4 protein-coding genes are annotated in these 3,444 nt (G+C 74.3%); all 4 read right to left on the bottom strand.

The features are described from left to right. Positions 1–560 precede the first annotated feature (560 nt). The 4 genes from H5J29_RS25805 to H5J29_RS25790 all read right to left on the bottom strand — a co-directional run bounded on the left by H5J29_RS25805 (position 561) and on the right by H5J29_RS25790 (position 3,311). Positions 561–755, bottom strand: a complete 195-nt coding sequence (locus H5J29_RS25805; RefSeq protein ID WP_220187939.1) for a hypothetical protein — start codon at positions 753–755, stop codon at positions 561–563. Between the two features lie 175 nt (positions 756–930). Continuing rightward, entirely contained in the window at positions 931–1,566 is a 636-nt protein-coding gene (locus H5J29_RS25800) for a class I SAM-dependent methyltransferase (RefSeq protein ID WP_181783613.1), read from the bottom strand. A gap of 43 nt (positions 1,567–1,609) precedes the next feature. Beyond that, positions 1,610–2,611, bottom strand: a complete 1,002-nt coding sequence (locus tag H5J29_RS25795; protein ID WP_181783612.1) for an NAD(P)/FAD-dependent oxidoreductase — start codon at positions 2,609–2,611, stop codon at positions 1,610–1,612. A 154-nt stretch (positions 2,612–2,765) separates the two neighbouring features. Next, a complete protein-coding gene (locus H5J29_RS25790; RefSeq protein WP_181783611.1) occupies positions 2,766–3,311 on the bottom strand; it encodes a DinB family protein in 546 nt (181 codons plus the stop codon). Between the last annotated feature and the right edge of the window lie 133 nt (positions 3,312–3,444).

Genomic DNA, 3,444 nt, shown 5'->3' with positions numbered 1-3,444 from the left:
GCGGTCCCCGGCACCGGAACGGGACCAGGGATGGACCGGACCGCGTCCCCCGCCCGGGGAACGCGACGTCGTGGGGAGCTCGACGCCGCGGGGCGGGGGATCGCGGTGCGGCCTCGTGGGGAGCGATGCCGGGCCACTTGCGACCTCTCGTGTTCAGCTGTGGGACAAGCGACCGGAGCCCGTGGGACCAGGGGATCGGACGGCCCGGGGAGCGGAGCTTCGGGGGCTCCAGGGTCGTTCGTGATCGTTCCGTGATCCGGTCGTGTCCGACGCTAGGGGCTTCCGACTCGGAGCGCCGGGTCGGGTTGCCCCTGCTGAGACGATCGGGACGGGGGGAGCGGCGAGCGGCTCACGCAGTGGCCCCGGTCTCGACGGGCGGTCGCGCTGTGGTCGCGCTCACGGCTGGGGTTCCGTTCGGCGCGGCTCAGTGTGCGGCGGCAAGGATGCGTACGCCGGACGGCGGCACGGGCGGAGGGCCGTTCGGTACAGCAGCGGCCACTCCCGGACGAACTGAGGGCCGCCCCGCGGGAGCGGGGCGGCCCTCGGACGGTCCGGACGGGTCAGACCCGGTTGCGGTGCCGTCCGCCGAGTGTCCCGGGCAGTCCGCCGCGCTGGATGTACTCGGCCTCCTCGGCCACCTCGCGGGCGGCGCAGGGCCACGGCGCGGCGATGCCGGAGGCCTCGCGGCACTCGCGGCAGTAGCCCCGTGAGTCCGGGGAGTGCAGCGTCAGCGTGCGCTGCAGTAGATCGGGCATACCGGACAAGATGGACGCAAGCGCCACTGACTGTCACCTCCAGGAACCGTGGCGCTGAAAGTAGTGCCGCGACTACGGGTGGTGACACTCAGGGTCGTTGCGAACCGGTTAACGGGTGCCTGCGATCGGCGTACGGAACCGGCCGCCGTTCACTCGTCCGTGAGCGGTCGGCGCCCTACCGGCGACGGGCGTGGAGGACGGCGTCGTGGCCCGTGACGGGCTCGCCGTCGACCCCGATGATCTGGCGCGGCCGGGCGTCCGCCGCCACGATCTCCCACTCCGCGGGATCGAGCTGCGCCGCGACCTCCTCGGCCGTGAACAGCATCTCCGGCACGGGCGGGCGCCCGATCGAGGGCGACTCCAGGTCCTTCGGGTGGTGCCCGACCACGACCAGGTGCCCGCCCGGCGCCACCGCCGCGGCCAGCCGCGCGACCAGCCCGGTGAACACCTCCGGCGGCTGGTGCATGAACTGGGAGTTGACCAGCGCGTACGTCTGCTCCGGCGGGGCCCAGGTGCGGACGTCCGCCTGCTCGGTCGCGACCTCCACCCCCTGCTCGGCGGCGTGCTCGGCCACCCGCTCCAGCGCCACCTTCGAGAAGTCGACCGCCGTGACGGTCCAACCCCGGCGGGCCAGCCACACGGCGTCCGCACCCTCGCCCGCCCCGACGTCGAGTGCCGTGCCCGGGGTCAGCTCGTCCACCTCGGCGACCAGCTGTGGGTTGGGGTTGCCGCTCCACACCAGCTCGGCGCCGCCGTACCGCTCGTCCCAGGCCGGGGCCTCGAACATCGCGCGGACCTCCTCGGCGGTCATCGCCCGACCGTGCCCGTGACCGTGTTCCATGACGGACATCCTGCTAGACGCCGTGTGCCCGGTCGCCGGTGAGGGCCGTGTGGCGCTCGCTCCCCGATGCCGCGGAGAGCACCCGCCGCCGCTCGACGGCGGCGCGGGTCTCCTCCATGACCAGCTCGGCGTTGATCATCGCCCCGGCCCGCATCCCGGCCGCGGCGGACACGATGACCTGCGCGGACACGTCGGCAACGTTGCCCGCCACGTAGACGCCCGGAACGCTCGTGGCCCCCGTCGGCGCGGCGGGGACCTGGTGGCCCATCACCCGGCCGTTCATCTCCACCGGCTCGGCCACCAGGCCCAGCCCGGCGAGCACGCCCGCGTTGGCGGTGAACCGCGGCGCGACGACGAGGGCGTCCCGGGCCACGACCCGGCCCGACGCCAGCCGCACGCCGGTGAGCCGGTCCGCGGTGACCTCGAGGCCGGACACCTCGCCGTCGACCACGTCGATCCCGCGGGCGGCGAGCTGCTCCCACTCGTCGGCGGTGGGCTCGGCGCCCGTGTGCAGGAAGACCGTCACGTCCTCGCTGAGCTGCGAGAACAGCAGGGCCTGGTGCATCCCGGAGCCGCCTGGGGAGGTCAGGACGCCGATCTTCCGCCCACGGACCTCGTAGCCGTGGCAGTAGGGGCAGTGCAGGACGTCTCGGCCCCAGCGTTCGGCGAGACCGGGGACGTCCGGCAGCTCGTCGGTCAGGCCGGTCGTCACGAGGAGCTTGCGGGCGGAGACCGTGCGCCCGTCGTCGAGGGTGACGCGGAACCCGGGGGCGAGCGCCGTGACCCGGGCCCGGGTGAACTCCACCCCGTACGCCTCGGCCTCGGCGCGGCCCGCCGCGTACAGCTCGGCGGGCGCGATCCCCTCCCGGCCGAGGTAGTTGTGCACCCCGTCCGCGGGCCCGTTGCGGGGTTCGCCCGCGTCGACCACCAGCACCGAGCGCAGGCTCCGGGCCAACGTCACCGCACCACTGAGGCCCGCGGCCCCGCCGCCGACCACCACCACGTCGTCATCCATGCCGCCGACAGTGCGCCCGGCCGCCCTCCCCTGGCAACGTCCCTTGCCGATTCGGCAAGTCAGCCGCGCATGATCGCCGATCGAGGTCCATCGAGGCCGCACACGGCGCGGACGACCCCGACGTGGCGATCACGCAGGCTGCGGCCGGCGCCGCTCACAGGTAGGTGTCGGCCGCGGCCTGGAGCCTCGCGCGGTAGGTCTCCCAGGGGAGGTCCTCGGGGAGGTTGCCTGCGGTCGGGGTCATGCCCACGGCGCCGTCGAGCTGCTCGCGCAGGATGTCGGCGTGGCCGCAGTGCCGGTGCAGCTCCGCGGTCATGTGGACCGCGATCCGGTGCAGCGTCACGTCGGGCTCGGGCCACCAGGACACGTGCGCGGGATGGTCGAGGGGCAGCTCGGCGAGGGCGGTCTCGGCGTCCGCGACGGCGGTGGCGTACCAGCCCAGGACCTGCGCGCGGGTCTCGTCGGCGCGGGCCCACATGTCGGCGTTGGGCTCCTCGTCTCGCCAGTCGAGCGCGGCGGGGCGGCCGAGGACCTCGCCGAAGTACCCCGCGGTCGTGAGCGCGACGTGCTTGACCAGGCCCAACAGGCTGGTGCCGGTGGGGGTCAGCGGGCGCCGCACGTCGTACTCCGAGATCCCCTCCAGCTTCCACGGCAGGGTCTCCCAGCCGCGGCGCAGGTACCGGACGAGATCGTCCTTCACGCCGGCACCGGCCGCTTCCGCAGCGTGAGCACCACCGCGAGCTCCGCCTCGAACCGCCTGCGCAGCACGGCCAGCACGGCCAGTGCCGCGACCGCGGCGAGCTGCTCATGCGCTCGATCTCCGAACGCCGGCG

This window comes from Pseudonocardia pini, assembly GCF_013870575.1.
Classification (GTDB): Bacteria; Actinomycetota; Actinomycetes; order Mycobacteriales; family Pseudonocardiaceae; genus Pseudonocardia; species Pseudonocardia pini.
This window is presented reverse-complemented; position numbering and strand designations above follow the sequence as displayed.

Coding starts and splice junctions, on each gene's coding strand:
- H5J29_RS25805 (WP_220187939.1), bottom strand. CDS start 755: ATGCCCGATCTACTGCAGCGCACGCTGACGCTGCACTCCCCGGACTCA.
- H5J29_RS25800 (WP_181783613.1), bottom strand. CDS start 1,566: ATGACCGCCGAGGAGGTCCGCGCGATGTTCGAGGCCCCGGCCTGGGAC.
- H5J29_RS25795 (WP_181783612.1), bottom strand. CDS start 2,611: ATGGATGACGACGTGGTGGTGGTCGGCGGCGGGGCCGCGGGCCTCAGT.